Below are 17,803 nucleotides of genomic sequence, written 5' to 3' on the forward strand. Positions count from 1 at the left end.
AGCAAGAACTCAATCGAACTGAATGCCAGGAGTGCCCCATGTCCCCGCCGCTGAACCGAATCAATAGCGATGAACGCCTGCCCGCGCAGGTGGACGTCGTCGTCATCGGCGGTGGCGTCATCGGCGTGTCCGCAGGCTACCATCTGGCGAAGAAGGGCCTCTCGGTCGCGCTTCTTGAGAAGGGCCATGTCGGCGGCGAGCAGTCGAGCCGCAATTGGGGCTGGTGTCGCCAGCAGGGCCGCGCGCGCGAGGAAATCCCGCTGGCGCGCGAAGCGCTGCGGCTGTGGGAGGACATGCAGAACGATGCCGGCGTCGATGCCGGCTTCCGCCGCACCGGCGTGCTGTTCCTCACCAAGAGCAAGGACGAGCTTGCGAGCTGGGAGCGCTGGGCCGCGGTCGCACGCGAGATGCAGGTGCACTCCACGGTGCTGACGCCGGCCGAGGTCGCCGAGCGCATGCCGGGCAATACCGACACATGGGTCGGCGGCCTGCACACGCCGAGCGACGGCCGCGCCGAGCCGTCGATGGCCGTGCCGGCGCTGGCGACGGCCGCACGAAAACATGACGTCACCATTCATCAGGGCTGCGCGGCGCGCGGGCTGGAGACGCAAGGCGGCCGTGTCAGCGCCGTCGTCACCGAGAAAGGCACCATCCGCACGCAAGCCGTGCTGCTGTCGGGCGGGGCATGGTCGTCGCTGTTTTGCCGCCGTCACGGCATCGAGCTGCCGATCGGTCTCGTCAACGCCACCGCATGCCGGACCACGCCGGCGCCGGAGATCACCTCGGGCGCGCTCGGCACCGACTTCTACTGCATCCGCCGCCGTCTCGACGGCGGCTTCACGCTGGCGCTGCGCAACCGCGGCACGGTCGAGCTGTCGCCCGACCTGTTCCGCTACGCGCGCACCTTCTGGCCCACCTATCTGCATCGCAAGAACGGGCTGAAGCTCTCGTTCGGCAAGTCCTTCTTCGACCAGATCGTGCGCGGCACCGGCTGGAGCCTCGACAAGCCCTCGCCGTTCGAGAGCGAGCGCGTGCGCGATCCCGCGCCCGACATGTCGCTGGTCAATGCCGCACTGGCCTCCTTGATCAAGGCGAATCCGGAATTGAAGGACATCGAGATCGCGGAAGCCTGGGGCGGCACCATCGACTGCACGCCCGACACCATCCCCGTGATCTCGCCGGTCGATGCGCTGCCTGGCTTCTTCCTCGCGACCGGCTTCTCCGGCCATGGTTTTGGCATTGGCCCCGCCGCCGGCAAGCTCGCCGCCGACATCGTGACCGGCGCGACGCCGCTGGTCGATCCCGCCGCCTACAGCCACAAGCGCATGATCGACGGCCGGCGCCTGGCGCCCGTCAGCCCGTTCTGAGGGTGGCATGACGGTTCTCTACAAGGCCAACATGGAGCGCGGCGCCGAGTGGGCGACATTCTTCGCCGAGCGCGCACCCGATGTGCCGTTCCGGCTCTGGCCCGATATCGGCGACCCCGCTGCTGTCCGCTATCTCGTGGCCTGGGTGCCGCCAGACGATATCGCGACGACGTTCCCCAATCTCGAACTGGTGTTCTCGGTCGGCGCAGGCGTCGACCAGTTCGACGCCACGAAAGTGCCGACGCACATTCCGCTGGTCCGGATGCTGGAGCCCGGCATTGCCGAGACCATGGTGGCATATGTCACCATGGTCGTGCTGGCCTTGCATCGCGATCTCCTCGATTTCATCAGCCAGCAGAAACAGCAGGTCTGGCGCGAGATCCGGATCACGCCGGCGAAGCGGCGGCGGGTCGGCGTGATGGGGCTCGGCCAGCTTGGCCAGGCCGTGCTCGATCGCCTCAGGGCATTCGGCTTTCCGCTATTTGGCTGGAATCGCTCGCCGCGCGAGATCGAGGGCGTGACCTGTTACGCCGGTGGCGAGGCACTGCCCGAATTCCTTGCGCAGGCTGACATTCTCATCTGCCTGCTGCCGCTCACCGACGAAACGCGCGGCATCCTCAATGCCGATCTGTTCGCACGCCTGCCGCGCGGGGCGGGGCTGGTCAATGTCGGACGTGGGCCGCATCTCGTCGAGGCCGATTTCCTCGCAGCCCTCGACAGCGGCGCATTGTCCGGTGCCGTCCTCGACGTCACCGATCCCGAGCCGTTGCCTTCAGGCCATCCGTTCTGGAGCCATCCGCGCATCCTGCTGACGCCGCACAATGCCAGCATGACGACGCCCGACACGGCCGTCGATTTCGTGCTCGACGTCATCGCACGCCACCGCCGCGGCGAGGCGTTGCCGGGGCTCGTCGATCGCACGCGCGGCTACTAGGGCACGTTCATGAGCATCGGCGCAAGCGCATCAAACGAAGTCGCCGCCGGTGCGCAGGCGCCGGTGCTGTCGGTCTCCGGCCTCACCACCTCCTTCATGCTCGAGCGGAGATGGATTCCCGTCGTCCGCAACGTCTCCTTCGACGTCGCAGCCCGCGAGACCGTGGCGATCGTCGGCGAGTCCGGTTCGGGTAAGAGCGTCACTGCGCTGTCGATCATGCGGCTCATCCCGAAGGAGATCGGCCGGATCGAGGGGCGGGTCATGCTTGCCGGCCGCGATCTGCTGGCGCTGCCGGACGCGAGCATGAAAGACATCCGTGGCAACGACATCGCCATGATCTTCCAGGAGCCGATGACGAGCCTCAATCCGGTGCTCACCATCGGCTTCCAGATCGCGGAGGCGTTGATCCAGCATCGCGGCCTGTCGCGTGCGGCGGCGGAGGCCGAGACCATCCGCCTGCTCGATCGCGTCCGCATTCCCGCGGCGAAATCGCGCTTCCACGAGCATCCGCATCGCCTCTCCGGCGGCATGCGCCAGCGCGTGATGATCGCGATGGCGCTGGCCTGCAAGCCGAAGCTCCTGATTGCGGACGAGCCGACCACCGCGCTCGACGTCACCATCCAGGCCCAGATCCTGGAGCTCCTGAAGGAGCTTCAGCAGGAGGAGGGGATGTCGATCCTCTTCATCACCCACGACATGGGCGTGGTCGCCGAGATTGCCGACCGCACCGTCGTGATGTATGGCGGGCAGGCGGTCGAGACCGATGCCACCGCGCGCATCTTCGCAGCGCCATCGCATCCCTATACGCGCGCACTGCTCGCCGCGGTGCCGCGCCTCGGCTCGATGGACGGACGCGCGCGGCCGATGCGCTTTCCGATCGTCGACAAGGTGACGGGCACCTCGGACGAGCCGGCGGAGACGCCCAACACCGTCTCGGCCGCCGAGCGCCCGTTGCTCGAAGTCTCAGGCCTCACCACGCGCTTTCCGATCCGCTCGGGCCTGTTCGGCAAGGTCTCGGGCCGCGTCCATGCCGTCGAGAACCTCTCCTTTACCTTGCGGGCCGGCGAGACCCTGGCGCTGGTCGGCGAATCCGGTTGCGGCAAATCGACCACCGGCCGCTCGATCCTCAAGCTGACGGAGCCTGACAGCGGCACCGTGCTGATCGACGGTCAGGATGTGCTGGCCATGAATGCCCGCACCTTGCGCGACGTCCGCAAGCAGATGCAGATCATCTTTCAGGATCCGTTCGCGAGCCTCAATCCGCGCATGTCGGTGGGAACGGCGATCGCAGCGCCTTTGCTCGCGAATGGTCTCGCGACGGCGTCGCAGGCACGCGACCAGGTCGCCGACCTCCTCGTGCGCGTCGGTCTTTCCGCCGACATGGCCGCGCGCTTTCCGCACGAATTCTCAGGCGGCCAGCGGCAGCGTATCTGCATCGCCCGGGCGCTCGCGCTCGGGCCGAAGCTGATCGTGGCGGACGAGGCAGTCTCCGCGCTCGACGTCTCGGTCAAGGCGCAGGTCGTCAACCTCATGCTCGACCTGCAGGCCAGCATGGGCCTGGCCTATCTCTTCATCTCCCACGACATCGCCGTGGTCGAGCGCATGAGCCACCGCGTCGCGGTGATGTATCTCGGCGAGATCGTGGAGATCGGCCCGCGTGCTGCATTGTTCGGCAATCCGCAGCATCCCTATACCAAGAAGCTGATGGCCGCTGTACCGGTGCCCGACCCGTCACGCCGCGGCACGCGGCGCGAGCTGGCGAACGACGAGATCAGAAGCCCGGTGCGCGCGCGCGATTACCAGCCGCCGGTGCGGCAGTATCGTGAAGTATCGCCCGGCCACGTCGTGCAGGTCTGGGGCGCGGAGTGGTCGGGCTGAGGCGCGAGCTCCACATGTCCTCCGGAAATCGTGAGCGGATGGAGCGACAGGGAACAGCGGCATGTGAACCGCTTCATACTCCATCACACTCTTTCTGAACTACCACTTCCGCAAGAAATTGCCGCACCCGGACCTGATTGACGAACACGGGTGAGATGCAATGCCTGCGCAGCCGCGTGCTCGCAGCTTTGGGTTGGCTCCTCGTCTTGCTCACGAGCAAGCCAGCCCCATCACTCAGCACAGATCTTTCAGAAATGGAATCAAGGGCATCGAGAAACGCGTCCTGGCAGCTTCTATTCGGGTCGCCCGGTAGGCTGCCACTTACTCAGAAGGAGCCCCCAATGAAGATAAGCAGCGCATTTTCCAACGCATTTTCCCTCACAAGGCACGTCGGCAGTCTTCGGATCCCTCGTTCCCGTCTGATCAAGTCGGCCCATCTCCTTGAAAGAATTGGACTGGCAGCCGTTGGAGCCTCTTGCGGCCTCTATGTGGGTGCGACCCTGTTGCGTCAGAAAGGCGGACTGTTTGAAAGCGGCTGGATCGTGCTGATAACAATGCTCTACGGAGCTCTCAGCTATTATGTCGGCATCGACTTGGCCGGCAATGTCGCACGGAAGTCGAGATCGAGCATCTCGGAAGAATGGAACGGTTCCGAGCCGGCCGAGATCATGAGTGCAGCCGGAACATTCGGCGCAGCGATTGCTGCGACTCTGTCCGTCAGCATCCTTGTCCTTGATCAAAATCTGCCCAACGGCCTGATCGCCTTTGTAGCCGGCTGTTGGGTGGTTGGCTCTTCGCTTCAGGTTGCGGCGGGCACGATGGCTCGCAACGACGCAACGCCCATCAACGAGCAATGAAGGGACGTGCGCTCACGAAAAAACGTCCGCTTGACATCGTACATCAGCGCAAGCCGCAGTGTTGGTTCGGCTTCAGGTCTGGAATGAGCGATGACGATTCATCGCAACCTCTGCTGTCCAACGCTGCGCGCCAGCGATGTTTGGTAGCGCAGCCGTTCGTATCGAGCGGTATCCCGATCGAAACCGTACCGGTACTGAGTAACCTAGATTTTCGCGCAACAAACAAGACGTGCCATCATTGCGACGTTGGGATATTCTCCCGCGCGGCCGTGGTCCAGAATTCTGTTAACTGCCAGTCATAAGATCGGTGGGAGCCATGCAGATTGCGGAGTGGCTCGAGAAGCTGGGGCTTGGGCAATACGCGGAGCGTTTTGCCCAGAATGGCATCGACGTGGGCATCCTCCCCGAACTGATGGACGAGGACTTCGACAAGCTCGGGGTGCTGCTCGGTCATCGCCGCAAGATGCTGCGTGCCATTGCCGAACTCGATCCAGCCGCGTTGATCGCGTCGCCGTCTCCTCCTCACGACGTCGAGCGGCGCCACCTCACCGTTATGTTTTGCGATCTGGTCGGATCCACCGCACTCTCAGCGCGTCTCGATCCCGAGGATCTGTGGGAAGTGATCCGGGCCTACCGGGTCGCATGCGCGCGTGTCATCGCCGCTTACGACGGCAGGATAGCCAGGTTCGTCGGTGACGGAATCCTCGTCTACTTCGGCTATCCGCGCGCCCACGAAGATGATGCGGAGCGCGCAGTGCGAGCGGGCCTCGATATCATCGCTGCGATTTGCGAGCTCAAGACAGGCGCGGGCGAACGGGTTGAACTTCGGATCGCAATTGCGACCGGGCTCGTGGTGGCCGGCGACCTCATCAGCGGAGATGCGTCAGAGGAACACGCGACCATCGGCGACACGCCGAACCTCGCTGCCCGGCTTCAGAGTCTGGCGGAGCCGGGGGCGGTCGTCGTTGCTTCATCGACACGCCGGCTGCTTGGTGACCTCTTCACCTTCCGCAATCTCGGCCGGCGCGAGGTCAAGGGGATAAGCGAGCCCATCGCGGTCTGGGCGGTGGAAGGAGCGAGCGCATCGGAGAGCCGCTTCGAGGCGGTGCGTGCCGCGCGCTCGATCGGCTTTGTCGGCCGCAAGGACGAGATCGAATTCATTCTCTCGCGCCAGCGGGAGGCATGGCAGGGCTTGGGCCAGATCGTCTTGATTTCCGGCGAAGCGGGCATCGGCAAGTCGCGGATCGTGGCAACATTGTCCGAAAGCCCCTCGCTGGGGACACACCGTCGGGTGCGGTATCAGTGTTCGCCTTATCACACCAACAGCGCACTTCATCCCTTTGTCGCGCAGCTCGATCGCGCCGCCGGAATTCGCTTGCACGACACGCCGGAACAGAAGCTCGACAAGCTCGAGGCCATGCTGGCGCTGGGAACCCAGCAGGTCGCCCGAGCAACCCCGCTGATCGCGGCTCTGCTTTCGATTCCCATTGGCGACCGTTACCCGCCCCTCGGCTTGAGCCCGGCGCAGCAGCGCAGACAGACGTTTGCCGCTCTTCTCGATCAGCTTGAGGGATTGGCGCGAGGCCAGCCTCTGCTGCTCATCTGCGAGGACATGCATTGGGCCGATGCCACGACGCTCGAACTGTTCGATCTCGCGGTCGATCGGATCAGGGCCCTGCCGATACTTGTGCTCATGACATCCCGGCCGGAGTTCGAGCCCTCCTGGTCGGGCCTTGCCAACGTCAGTCTGTTGCGGCTCGACCGGCTCGACCGACAGGACACGCGCGCGCTGGTGGAGCAGGTGGTCGTCGGCCGCCAGCTGCCACGCGAGATGATGGAGCAGATCATCGACAAGACCGATGGCATCCCGCTGTTCGTCGAGGAATTGACCAAGATGGTGCTGGAGTCCGGCTTGCTCGTCGAGGATGCCGGACGCTACCGGCTGAACAGTCCGCTGCCGCCGCTTGCCATCCCTGCGACGCTGCAGGATTCGCTGATGGCGCGGCTCGACCGGCTCGCTCCGGTCAAGGAGGTGGCACAGATAGGCGCGGCCATCGGCCGCGACTTTTCGTACGCGCTGCTGAAGACCGTGGCAGGACGCGATGATCTGACCCTGAGCGCTGCGCTGGCACAGCTCGAAGAGGCCGAATTGCTCTTGCGCCGTGGGACTCCGCCCGAAGCAAATTATAGTTTCAAGCACGCCCTCGTTCAGGAAGCGGCCTACGAGAGCCTGCTCAAGAGCAAACGGCAGGTGCTTCACACGCGAATTGGCGAGATCCTGCGCGAGAACTTTCCAGCCGTTGCCGAGACCGAGCCGGAAGTCCTGGCGCATCACTTCACTGAGGCGGGGCTGAGCGAGGCCGCCCTCGAATGGTGGCGCAAGGCGGGCCAACAGGCACTGAAACGCTCGGCCTATTCCGAGGCGATCGCGCATCTCGGCAAGGCCATTGCGATCGCCGATCAGTTGCCTGACGAGCCGCGCCGGATGATGAGCAGGCTGCATCTTCAAATCGCATATGGTCGTGCGCTCCGGGGCAGCCTCGGTCATAGTGCTCCTGAAACGGTTGCGGCATGGACGCGTGCGCGCCAGTTCGCAGCCGACATCGATGATCCCGTTGAGCTCGCGCCGGTGCATTCGGGACTCTTCAATGCCTGCCTGACGCAGGGCGAACTCGCTCCGATGCGGGAGCTGGCGGACGCCATCAGGAGCGCCGCTGACCGACGACCGGACTCGCCGGTGGCCGCCGTCGTTGCCCATTGGGCAGGCGGCGTCACCTGCTGGTTCGCCGGCGATTACTTGAATGCGAGAACGTATCTCGAGCGCGCGCTGGCGGTCTATGGTGCCGAGCCGGATCCCGCGACCTTCAGGGCTTCGGCGCTGGATCTGCCGTTCGTGATCATGAGATTTCTTGCCCTGGTGCTCTGGCCGCTGGGCAGCACCGCTCGAGCGTGCAGGCTCGCCGCGGAAGCGGTGGGTGCTCCGGCAGAAAAACGAGCGCTGTCCCAGGCCAATGCGCTGGTTCATCGCGCAGTGTTCGACGGGGTATGCGGGGGCATGTTGCAGCAAACAGAGACGATCCTGGCGCTCGGTCTCGCGCGCGACCACACGATGCCGCTATACGTGGCCGCGGGCACCTACCTGAATGGCCTGGCCAAGTGGCGTGCCGGCGACCGAATGGCCGGAGTGGCGGACATGCGTCACGGCTGGACCTTGCTCCGCGAGAACGATTGCTATCTATGCGAACCGTTCTGGGGGATGCACGTCGCCGTTGCGAATGCAGAGCTGGGCCAGGTCGAGACCGGGCTGGACATCCTGAACGAATTGATCGCCGGGACGGCACAATCCGGCCAGCATTGGCTTGATGCCGAGCTGCATCGTGTCCGCGGCAAACTCTTGTCGCGCCATGATCCTTCGGACGAATCCAGTGCCGAAGACGCCCTCGCGCGAGCGCTGGAAATCGCGCGACACCAGCAGACCAGGACTTTCGAGCTGCGCAGCGCGCTCGAACTTGCACGGCTGCACAAGACAAATGGCCGAGCGGATGCGATATCCCGGGTGCTCGATCCCGTGCTCGCTGAATTCGAGGCGGAGCGAAATCTTCCGGAGTTGGTTGAAGCCAGGGAGCTGCTCACGCAGGCGGATGAGGCTCGTGACGCTTCCGCTGGCCGGGCGTCTTGGGGGAGGGGATGACGCTCACGAATTGACGTGCACGAAATCCCGTAAGAGCGGGTAGATCTCGTTGTTCCAGCGCCGGCCTGAGAACACGCCGTAATGGCCGACGCCGGCCTGCATGTGGTGCACGCGCCGATAGGCGCGCACGCCGGTGCAGAGGTCCTGCGCGGCGAGCGTCTGGCCGATCGAGCAGATGTCGTCCTTCTCGCCCTCGACCGTCATCAGCCCCATGCGGCTGACGGCTTTCGTGTTCACGGGGCGACCGCGATGCATCAACTTGCCTTGCGGCAGCAGATGCTCCTGGAACACGTCGCGCACGGTCTCGATGTAGAATTCGGCGGGCAGGTCCATCACCGCGAAATATTCGTCGTAGAAGGTCTTGATGGTCGCGGCCTTGTCCTTCTCGCCCTTGGCGATGTGGTTGGCGAGGTCGAGATGCTGCTTGATGTGGCGCTCGAGATTCATCGAGACGAAGGCGGTGAGCTGCACGAAGCCGGGATAGACCTTGCGCAGCGCGCCACGGCATTGCACCGGCACGTAGTTGATCAGGTTCTGCTCGAACCATTCGATCGGCTTGCTCTTGGCGAAGTCGTTGACCCTGGTCGGCTGGATGCGCGTGTCGATGGGACCTGCCATCAGCGTCAGCGTCGCCGGGCGCGAGGGATGGTTGTCCTCGCACATGATGGCGGCGGCCGCGAGCGCCGACACCGAAGGCTGGCAGATCGCGACCATGTGCGGGCGCGGGCCGAGTTGCCCCAGGAAGTCGATCAGGTGCTCGGTGTAGTCGTCGAGTCCGAAGCGGCCCTCGCTGCGCGGGATGTCGCGCGGATTGTGCCAGTCGGTGATGTAGACGTCGTGGTCCTGCAGCAGCGTCTGCACGGTGCCGCGCAAGAGGGTCGCGAAATGGCCGGACATCGGCGCCACCAGCAGCATGCGCGGCTGCTCGCCAGCGCCGTCTTTTCTGAAATGCAGCAGCGAGCCGAACGGCGTCGCGTAGGCGATCTCCTCGGTGACGGCCAATTCGCGATTGCCCACCGTCACGCGGTCGATGCCGTAGGCGGGACGGTGATAAGTCAGGGTCGAGCGCGAGATCAGCTCCAGCGCGGCCGAGAGACGGCCGACCACCTGGTCCGACATGCCCTGCGGCACCAGATGGAGGAATTTGAGCGCGGACGAAGCCCCCGCGCGCCACGGCGCCGTCAGGTCCATATGGTTCTGAAAGGCCTGATAATACATCGACATCATACTGAAACGCCCATCCGTCCCGCGGTGCTATGCAATAACGACGCCAAGCGGCGGGGTGGACCGCCCGCAAGCAAAATTGGCACGTCGCTTGCTGCTCACCTCGCGGCAAGCAGGGCACATCCGCACGCCGGCGGAGAGGCGGGATCAGGGAAGGGCCACATGGCAAAGGCGACGCTGACCATCAGCAGCAAGAACTATTCGTCCTGGTCGCTGCGCGGCTGGTTGCTGGCAAAATTCTCCGGGCTCGATTTCGACGAGATCGTCACTGCGCCGGACGATCCGTCCGCGCGCGCGGAGATCCTCTTGCTGTCGTCGTCGATCCTGGTGCCGTGCCTGCGGCACGAGGGCGCGGTCGTCTGGGATACGCTGGCGATCGCCGAATATCTCAACGAGGTGATGCCGGCGGCCGGCCTGCTGCCGGATGACCGCGTGCAGCGCGCCCATTGCCGTTCGATCTCGGGCGAAATCCATTCCGGCTTCACCACGCTGCGCGCCTCGCTGCCGGTGAATCTGAAGGGACGTTTTCCCGGCTTCAAGATCTGGTCGCGCGCGCAAGCCGACATCGACCGCGTCTCGTCGATCTGGCGCGATTGCCTGGAGCAGTCGGGCGGCCCCTTCCTGTTCGGCGCGCAGCGCACCATGGCGGATGCGATGTACGCGCCCGTGGTAACGCGCTTCGTCACCTATGACGTCAAGCTGGAGCCGCTGCTGCAGGCCTATGCCGACACCATCATGGCGATGCCCGAGATGGCCGAATGGATCGCCGCGGCGCGGGAAGAGCCGGCCGAGATCGAGGAGCTCGAGGTCGAATATTAGGCAGGCACGCAGCATCTTGCCTGTTTCGGGGGCGGCAGCGGTTGCACGCGTCCGGAGGAGCTATCCCCTTGCCGGAATTAACCTTTGGCGCCGGTAAGCGGTCGATGCCGTTCGCCCCGCAGCACAGATATTGTACGCGCCTGCACCGCCGCATCGACATCTAGCCGTGAACAGCTGCGTACACGGCGATTCGGCTGATTCGGACGTGATTCGTTCGAGCCGCGTTCCGTTGGTTAAAGACGGAGCGCGGCGCCGTTGCATTCTGGAACAGATATCCGCGTCAGGCAGCCCCGCGCTGCTTCACGCGGGGCAGGCGCCAGCCGATGACGGTGGCTTCGACCGCGATGCCGGCTTCGTGGTTCTGCCAGCGTCCCTCGACATAGCGGCAGGCGAACGGCAGTTGATACGTTCCGCTGTGGTCCTCGCACAGCACTTCGAGCGCCAGGCCCGGCGGTGGTTCTCCGGCGCCGTCGAATTCCGCCAGTCGTCTATCGCGCGTTGCCATTCCAAAAATCTCCCCTAAACAAAGCCGCGGAACGAGCGCCCCTTCTTCCGCGCGCGGATCATCGTTCCCCGTCCGAGGGAACGGACCCAAGCTCAACGCGAGAATGCGGTACGAGTGTGGTAGCCTTTGCCGGCTGTGCGCAAACAGCGCACATTGCCGTGATCGTTTGACGAGGAACTTTTCATGCTGCTTCGAGATGCCGGCATTTGTTTCGCGATATTGCTGCTCGCAACACTGGCGAATGCGCCGGTGCACGCGCAGGACGTGCCCGGCATCGAGATCTGTACGGTCGAAAAGACCATGGAGCGGCGCACCTCCTGCCTGCAGAGCAATGTCGACTTCCTGCAGAAGACGATCACCAAGCTCAATCTCGATCACCAGCAGAAGCTGGATGCGGCGGCTCGCCAGATCGACGCGCTGAAAACGAGCCTTGCCGGCCTGCAGAAGACGATTGGCGATCTCCAGGCCGCGCAAGCGAAGACGGCCGAGGATCTGAAGAAGAAGCAGGACGCGCCGCCGGCCAAGGATGCTACGAACAAGGACGCTGCGAAATAGGCGCGGCGGTCACGCCACCCGATAGCGCTCCATCACGCCGCGATCGGGCTCATAGCCGAGCCCCGGTCCTGTGGGCACCGCGACGTGGCCGGTGGCATCGCTGTCCGCGCGGCCGCCCCAGAGGCAGGCCTCGCGCTTGAGATAGAACACCTCGACCAGCCCGTCGTCGCGGGTCGCCAGCAGGTGCAGCGTCGCGAGCAGGCCGGGTCCGAAATAGGGCGAGTGCGGCACGATCTTGACGCCGAGCTGGTCGGCCAGCGCCGCGATCTTCACGAACTCCGTGATGCCGCCGACCTTGATCACGGACGGCTGGGCGTGGCTCACCGCGCCGGCCTCCATCATCTGGCGGAATTGATAATCCGTGCAGGCATTCTCGCCGGCGGCGATGTCGAGCCCGCCTTTGCGGCGGACCTCGGCGAGCGCGGCAAAGTCTTCCGGCGGCCATACCGGCTCCTCCAGGAACATCGGCCGCGCGTCGCGGCATGAGGTGGCGAACGCGATCGCCTGCTCGGCTGTCAGAGGACAGTTCAAGTCGACCATCAGCGGAATGTCGGGCCCGATCGCCTCGCGCGCGGCGAACACCGCCGGCGCCGTGGTCTCATGCAGCTTGATCGCGCCATAGCCGAGCGCGAGCGCCTTCCGGCATTCGGCCGCGATGTTGTCGGGCGAGCCAATCCGCAGCAGGCTCGCATAGGCTGGAATCGCCGTACGCCTGGTCTCGCCGAGCAGCCGATGCAGCGGTACGCCCTCGATCTTGGCGGCAAGGTCCCATAGCGCGATGTCGAGCCCCGAGATCGCGAACATGGTGATGCCGTAGCGGCCGAACAGATGCAGATTGCGCTGGATCTGCTCCATGACAGCGGGAATGCCGGCCGCATCGGGCACGGTCAGCCCGCGCGCCTGTGGCGCGATCATCTCCTGGACCGCGCTGCGCGTGGTGTGCGGGCAGACGTAAGCGAACGCATCGCCCCAGCCGGTCAGTCCGGCATCGGTCGTGACCTCCACCAGCACCATGTCGAGGGCTGTGATCGCGGAGGCGCCCTGGCGAAAGCTCGCGACACCGGCATCATAGGGGATGCGGATATGGTGCGCCCGCACATCGGTGATGTCCATGACCCGGTTCCCCTTTCTCGTGAGCGGTTCTGGCGAGTGTAGCTGCGAATGCCGGGGCGTTGCCAGTGGCCATTGGCGGACTATCCTCCCTGTGCCGACAGCAACGCCGATCAAGCGACGCGGCGGCATGCCGCGCATCATGACCGCGCTTCGCACGAGGACGCCCGCCATGAACCCAGCGCAGCGCGCGCTCTGGTATATCGAGAGCCATCTGGCCGAGCCGATGACGCTCGACGAGATCGCTGCGGTCTCGGGCGTGTCGCGGTTCCACATCGTGCGTGCGTTTGCCGCAGCCACGGGTCTGCCAGTGATCCGTTACGTGCGCGCCCGCCGGTTGACGGAGGCCGCGCGCAATCTGGCGAATGGCGCGCCCGACATTCTGTCGCTGGCGCTGGAGGCCGACTACGGCTCGCACGAAGCCTTCACCCGCGCGTTCCGCGACCAGTTCGGCACCACGCCCGAAGCCGTCAGGGCCGCGTCATGCGTCAGCCAGCTCAAGCTCCAGGAGCCGATCCTCATGGACTCCACCATGCTCGACCATCTAGCCCCGCCGCGTTTCCAAACCGCGAAGGCCTTTCTCGTCGCCGGTCCCGCCGAGCGCATCTCCTGCGAGAACGGCGCCATGATCCCGGGCCTGTGGCACCGCTTCCATCAGGAGGTCGCCGACATTCCCGCGCGGGTCGGTCACGTCGCCTACGGCGTCTGCTGCAACGGCGACGATGCCGGCAATTTCGACTACATCGCCGGCGTCGAGGTCGCTGATTTCTCCGGCCTGCCGCGCCGCTTCGGTCGCATCCGCATTCCCGAGCAGCGCTATGCGGTATTCACCCACACCGATCATGTTGCCTCGATCCGCCGCACCGTCAACACGATCTGGAATCAGTGGTTGCCGGCATCCGGTCTTGCGGCCGCGGACGCGCCGAGCTTCGAGCGCTACGGCGAGGCCTTCGATCCCGCAACCGGCAATGGTGGCTTCGAGATCTGGCTGCCGGTGAGGGAATAGAGCTTCCGCAACGCTGGCATACCGTCCCGCTTGCTTGGCAAGCCCGGGCGACTTTGTCATAACCGCAGGCAAATCTTGCGTGTGGGGCCGTGCCGGACATCCCGTGCAAGTCATAACAAGCAGCCGGGAGGGTCTCACATGTCCAACGTCCGCGTTCTCGCCACCGACCTCGAATTTCCCGAAGGGCCGGTCGTGATGCCGGACGGCTCGGTGGTGCTGGTGGAGATCCGCGGCCAGCGCCTGACGCGAGTCTATCCCGATGGCCGCAAGGAGATCGTCGCGAAAATTCCGGGCGGCCCGAACGGCGCCGCCCTCGGCCCCGACGGCAAGATCTACATCTGCAACAATGGCGGCTTCTCCTGGATCCCGACCCGCAACATGATCATGCCGGGCCCGCAGCCCGACGATTATCTCGGCGGTTCGATCCAGCGCGTCGATTTGCAATCCGGCAAAGTGGAGACCGTCGTGACCAAATGCGGCGCGCACGATCTGCGCGGGCCGAATGATCTGGTGTTCGACAAGCAGGGCGGCCTCTGGTTCTCCGATCTCGGCAAGCGCCGCGCGCGCGAGATGGACGTCGGTGGCATGTACTACCTCAAGCCCGGCATGACCGAGCTCGTCGAGATCGTGCACGGCATCCTGCCGGCGAACGGCATCGGGCTGTCGCCGGATGAGAATACCGTCTACATCGCGGAGACGCCGACCGGCCGGCTCTGGGCCTACGAGCTCTCGGCGCCCGGCACGCTGAAGCCGCGCGACGTGATCTATCGCGGCGAGCGGGGCAAGCCGATCTGCGGCCTCGGCGGCTACCAGATGTTCGACTCGCTCGCGGTGGAAGCCGGCGGGAATGTCTGCGTCGCCACCCTGGTCTCCGGTTGCATCTCGGTGATCGCGCCCGACGGCACCCTGGTCGAGCAGGTCCCGACCGGCGACCGCGTCACCACCAACATCGCCTTCGGCGGCCCCGAGCTGAAGACGGCCTACATCACGCTGTCAGGCAAGGGCGAGCTGGTCGCGATGGACTGGCCGCGCGGCGGATTGCCGTTGAATTTTTTGAACAAGTGACAATCGCGTAAAACGCGATTGTCATCCCGGGGCTATGCGGAGCATAGAACCCGGGATCTCGAGATTTCCGGTGCGCAATTGCGCATCTGAGGTTCGGCTCTTCGAGCCGCCCCGGAATAACGTCATGAGGAACGATCAAATGCCCTGGCCCGATCCCGTCACCCTGCGTGGACAGCACGCCCGTCTCGAGCCGCTGTCGCAGCAGCATCGCGAGGCTCTGGTCGAGGCCGTCAAGGACGGCGAGCTGTCAAAGCTCTGGTACACGGCGATCCCGCTGCCGGAGAACATGGGCAAGGAAATCGACCGCCGCCTGGCGTTGCAGGCCGCAGGCTCGATGCTGCCGTTCACCGTGTTCGATGCCGGCGGCAACATCGTCGGCATGACCACCTACATGAATATCGATGCCGCGAACCGCCGCGTCGAGATCGGCTCGACCTGGTATGGCAGGAGCGCGCAGCGTGGCCCGCTCAACACGCAGTGCAAGCTGCTCTTGCTCCGGCATGCCTTCGAGAGGCTGAACTGCATCGCGGTCGAATTCCGCACCCACTTCTTCAACCACCAGAGCCGCCGCGCCATCGAGCGTCTCGGCGCCAAGCAGGACGGCATTTTGCGCAGCCATCAGGTCGCGCCGAACGGCACGCTGCGCGACACCGTGGTGTACAGCATCATTGCGGCGGAGTGGCCGACGGTGCAGGCGCATTTGAATTATCAACTCAACGACAAGCCGCGCTAGGAGCGGCCGAGGCATCATGGACAGATTTGATTATGTGATCATCGGCGCGGGCTCCGCCGGTTGCGTCCTCACCAGCCGGCTCAGCGAAGACCCGAACGTCAGCGTCTGCGTGCTGGAGGCCGGGCCGTCCGACTGGCATCCCTACATCCATCTGCCGGCGGGTTTCATCAAGACCTTCCACATGAAGAGCATCAACTGGGCCTACCAGCAGGAGCCGGGGCCCTGGACCGGCGGGCGCAGCATCTACGCGCCGCGCGGCAAGACGCTCGGCGGCTCGTCCTCGATCAACGGCCACATCTACAATCGCGGCCAGCGCATGGATTTCGACACCTGGGCGCAGATGGGCAATCGCGGCTGGGGCTATGCCGACGTGCTGCCTTACTTCAAGCGGCTGGAGAAGCGGGTCGGCGAGGGCGACAACACGTTCCGCGGTCGCGACGGCAAGCTTACCGTCACCACGATGGACTGGCGCGATCCGCTGTGCGAAGCCTTCATGGAAGGCGCGGTCTCGCTCGGCATTCCCCGCAACCCTGACTACAACGGCGCCATACAGGAAGGCGTATCCTACTGCCAGCGCACCATCGACAAGGGCCTGCGCGTTTCCGGTTCGACCGCGTTCCTCAAGCCCGCGATGAAGCGGCCCAACGTGCATGTGCACACCCATGCGCATGCCACCGAGATCATCTTCGAGGGCAAGCGCGCCGTCGGCGTGCGCTACACCAAGGGCGGTCGCGGCGGCACGCCGGTGGAGGTGCGCGCCAACAAGGAAGTCATCCTCTCCGGCGGCACCTACAATTCGCCGCAGCTGCTGCAGCTCTCCGGCATCGGCTCGCCGGATCTGCTGCAGCAACACGGCATCGCAGTGCGTCACGCGCTGCCGGTCGGCGAGGGCCTGCAGGACCATTACGCCCCGCGCACGGTGGCGCGGGTCAAGGACATCAAGACCATCAACGAGCTTCGCCGCGGCTTCTCGCTGTGGATCGAGGCGCTGAAATGGGCAACCGCGCGCCGCGGCCTGCTCTCGCTGTCGCCGACCATGGTCTATTGCTTCTGGCACTCCGGCGAGAGTGCGGACAGCTCGGACTTGCAGCTCACCTTCACCCCCGCGAGCTACAAAGAAGGCGTGCAGGGCCAGCTCGAGGACGAGCCCGGCATGACCGTGGCCTCCTGGCAGCAGCGCCCGGAGAGCCGCGGCTATGTCCGCATTCGCTCGAACGATCCGTTCGCACCGCCGATCATCCAGACCAACTACCTCGACGCCGAGCTCGACCGCCGCGTCATCGTCGGCGGCATGAAGCTCGCACGGCGCTTGTTGAAGAGCGCGCCGCTGTCGCCCTATTACGCTTATGAGGATTTCCCCGGCCCCAACATCAACACCGACGACGAATTCCTCGCCGCCGCCACTGAACGCGGCACCACCACCTTCCACCCCGGCTGCACCTGCCGCATGGGTCCGGCGGACTCGACGTGGGCGGTGGTCGACGACCAGCTCCGCGTCCACGGCCTCGAAGGCCTCCGCGTCATCGACGCCTCGGTGATGCCGCGCATGATCTCGGCAAACCTCAACGCCTCCACGATGATGATCGCGGATCGTGCCTCAGACCTGATCCGCGGCAAGACGCCGATGGAAGCGGCAAGGATTCCGGACGCGGCGGTGGCGTGAGGCTTCGTTGTGGTTAGCCGGCGGCCGCGCAGAGCGCGGTCGTTGGCGTAACCCACCGCTTCTGTCGATGCCGAGGGCGAGGAATGCAAGCAAGGCTCGGCTGAGACGCGCCGCGAGGCTGCGAAGGCGTGTTTGCGCGATTCAATGTGCAAATTGGAGAAGCGATGCCGCTGCCTCACACGCGAATGTCGTGCCCCGGACGCAGCGCAGCGTCACTTCGACGGTGCGCTGCAGAGCCGGGGCCCATGTCTCCGCGCCATCCGTGCGGCGTGGGTCCCTGTGTATCGAAATTCTGTCATGGTGGAGTGGGCGGGAAGCCGTTGGGTCCTTGGCGCTTGACGCCGTGAGCCGGCTCGGTCTCCCGCCCGTTCCATCTATCAACCTGAACAGTTGCAC

Annotated in this window: 14 protein-coding genes; 11 read left to right on the forward strand and 3 right to left on the reverse strand. The window is 65.1% G+C overall.

Going from position 1 to position 17,803, the window contains the following annotated elements; translation table 11 throughout:
• The first annotated feature begins 38 nt into the window (after positions 1 to 38).
• The 5 genes from RPS27_RS01900 to RPS27_RS01920 all read left to right on the forward strand — a co-directional run bounded on the left by RPS27_RS01900 (position 39) and on the right by RPS27_RS01920 (position 8,727).
• A complete protein-coding gene (locus RPS27_RS01900; RefSeq protein WP_212067215.1) occupies positions 39 to 1,367 on the forward strand; it encodes an NAD(P)/FAD-dependent oxidoreductase in 1,329 nt (442 codons plus the stop codon).
• A 7-nt stretch (positions 1,368 to 1,374) separates the two neighbouring features.
• Positions 1,375 to 2,301, forward strand: a complete 927-nt coding sequence (locus RPS27_RS01905; protein WP_212067214.1) for a glyoxylate/hydroxypyruvate reductase A — start codon at positions 1,375 to 1,377, stop codon at positions 2,299 to 2,301.
• 9 nt (positions 2,302 to 2,310) lie between these two features.
• Positions 2,311 to 4,179: an ABC transporter ATP-binding protein gene (locus RPS27_RS01910; RefSeq protein ID WP_212067213.1), complete on the forward strand. Its 1,869-nt coding sequence runs from the start codon at positions 2,311 to 2,313 to the stop codon at positions 4,177 to 4,179.
• A 341-nt stretch (positions 4,180 to 4,520) separates the two neighbouring features.
• Entirely contained in the window at positions 4,521 to 5,036 is a 516-nt protein-coding gene (locus RPS27_RS01915; protein ID WP_194404027.1) for a hypothetical protein, read from the forward strand.
• Positions 5,037 to 5,352: 316 nt separating this feature from the next.
• Complete coding sequence (locus tag RPS27_RS01920; RefSeq protein ID WP_212067212.1) at positions 5,353 to 8,727, forward strand: adenylate/guanylate cyclase domain-containing protein; 3,375 nt, start codon at positions 5,353 to 5,355, stop codon at positions 8,725 to 8,727.
• A 3-nt stretch (positions 8,728 to 8,730) separates the two neighbouring features.
• On the opposite strand, the gene RPS27_RS01925 is transcribed toward RPS27_RS01920, so the two are convergent.
• On the reverse strand, positions 8,731 to 9,954 hold the full coding sequence (locus RPS27_RS01925; RefSeq protein WP_212067211.1) for a polyhydroxyalkanoate depolymerase: 1,224 nt from the start codon (positions 9,952 to 9,954) through the stop codon (positions 8,731 to 8,733).
• A gap of 159 nt (positions 9,955 to 10,113) precedes the next feature.
• Between RPS27_RS01925 and RPS27_RS01930 the strand changes: the two genes are divergently transcribed.
• The gene (locus RPS27_RS01930) at positions 10,114 to 10,770 is read left to right on the forward strand and encodes a glutathione S-transferase family protein (RefSeq protein WP_212067210.1); all 657 of its coding nucleotides are present in this window, start codon (positions 10,114 to 10,116) and stop codon (positions 10,768 to 10,770) included.
• Positions 10,771 to 11,050: 280 nt separating this feature from the next.
• Here the strand turns inward: RPS27_RS01930 and RPS27_RS01935 are convergent, their stop codons facing one another.
• Positions 11,051 to 11,275 (reverse strand): hypothetical protein, encoded by a 225-nt coding sequence (locus tag RPS27_RS01935; protein WP_028138161.1) that lies wholly within the window; start codon positions 11,273 to 11,275, stop codon positions 11,051 to 11,053.
• A 183-nt stretch (positions 11,276 to 11,458) separates the two neighbouring features.
• On the opposite strand from RPS27_RS01935, the gene RPS27_RS01940 reads away from it, so the two are divergent.
• A complete protein-coding gene (locus tag RPS27_RS01940; RefSeq protein ID WP_212067209.1) occupies positions 11,459 to 11,830 on the forward strand; it encodes a hypothetical protein in 372 nt (123 codons plus the stop codon).
• Positions 11,831 to 11,839: 9 nt separating this feature from the next.
• On the opposite strand, the gene RPS27_RS01945 is transcribed toward RPS27_RS01940, so the two are convergent.
• A complete protein-coding gene (locus tag RPS27_RS01945) occupies positions 11,840 to 12,943 on the reverse strand; it encodes a mandelate racemase/muconate lactonizing enzyme family protein (protein WP_212067208.1) in 1,104 nt (367 codons plus the stop codon).
• A gap of 169 nt (positions 12,944 to 13,112) precedes the next feature.
• Here RPS27_RS01945 and RPS27_RS01950 point away from each other — a divergent pair, with 169 nt between their 5' ends.
• The 4 genes from RPS27_RS01950 (at position 13,113) to RPS27_RS01965 (ending at position 17,407) form a co-directional block, all read left to right on the forward strand.
• Complete coding sequence (locus tag RPS27_RS01950) at positions 13,113 to 13,946, forward strand: AraC family transcriptional regulator (protein WP_212067207.1); 834 nt, start codon at positions 13,113 to 13,115, stop codon at positions 13,944 to 13,946.
• A gap of 138 nt (positions 13,947 to 14,084) precedes the next feature.
• Positions 14,085 to 15,011, forward strand: coding sequence for an SMP-30/gluconolactonase/LRE family protein (locus tag RPS27_RS01955; protein WP_212067206.1), 927 nt, complete (start codon positions 14,085 to 14,087; stop codon positions 15,009 to 15,011).
• A gap of 139 nt (positions 15,012 to 15,150) precedes the next feature.
• Positions 15,151 to 15,744, forward strand: coding sequence for a GNAT family N-acetyltransferase (locus RPS27_RS01960; RefSeq protein WP_212067424.1), 594 nt, complete (start codon positions 15,151 to 15,153; stop codon positions 15,742 to 15,744).
• A 16-nt stretch (positions 15,745 to 15,760) separates the two neighbouring features.
• Positions 15,761 to 17,407, forward strand: coding sequence for a GMC family oxidoreductase (locus RPS27_RS01965; RefSeq protein ID WP_212067205.1), 1,647 nt, complete (start codon positions 15,761 to 15,763; stop codon positions 17,405 to 17,407).
• The last annotated feature ends 396 nt before the right edge of the window (positions 17,408 to 17,803 follow it).

The sequence above is a fragment of the Bradyrhizobium sp. WYCCWR 12699 genome (genome assembly GCF_032144035.1).
In the GTDB taxonomy this organism is placed as follows: domain Bacteria; phylum Pseudomonadota; class Alphaproteobacteria; order Rhizobiales; family Xanthobacteraceae; genus Bradyrhizobium.